1 protein-coding gene is annotated in these 622 nt (G+C 53.4%); it reads right to left on the bottom strand.

What is annotated here, in order from left to right; translation table 11 throughout:
* A partial coding sequence (locus A3754_RS07885) for a globin domain-containing protein (RefSeq protein WP_231880547.1) occupies positions 1–498 on the bottom strand: 498 nt, incomplete at its 3' end.
* Between the last annotated feature and the right edge of the window lie 124 nt (positions 499–622).

Here is a 622-nt window from a genome sequence, read left to right on the forward strand (position 1 = left end):
CTCGCTTTCAGCCTCACGACGGGCAACGACAAAAGGCTTGAAACCCTGCCAGCCGAACGCCTCCTTTTGATGCTGGTACAGCGTATTTTCACGGCCAATAAAGATATCTGCCAACGCCCCATAGGCCGCCGCCCAGGCATCAATAATTTCCGACCTTTCATCAATTCCCAACACTTCCTGAATGGAGGCCAGCAAATTGGCACCAACAATCGGATAGTGCTGCGGCTGAATCCCCAGGGAAACGTGCTTCTGGGCAATCAGCTCCACGGCATCTGCCAGCGCGGCCGGATTGTCCACGTGCTGGGCATAAGCACAGATAGCCCCCGCCAGAGCACGTTGCTGGGTGCCAGCCTGTTGATGGGCCGGGTTAAAAAAGGGCCGCACCTCCGGGTTCCCCCGGAACATACGTGCATAGAAATGCCGGGTAAGTGCCTCTCCATTTTCCTGAAGCACAGGCACGGTTTGTTTGATAACAGCCAGTTGATTCCGGGTAAGCACGGCGTGACTCCTGTTGATGACCATTAATAGGCATTTTACATGCCTCTTTTAAATAGGCATATTAGATACTCATTTCTGCAGGTCAAGCCATGCAACTCACAACACATACGGATTACGCCCTGCG

It is taken from the genome of Alcanivorax sp. HI0083 (assembly GCF_001635175.1).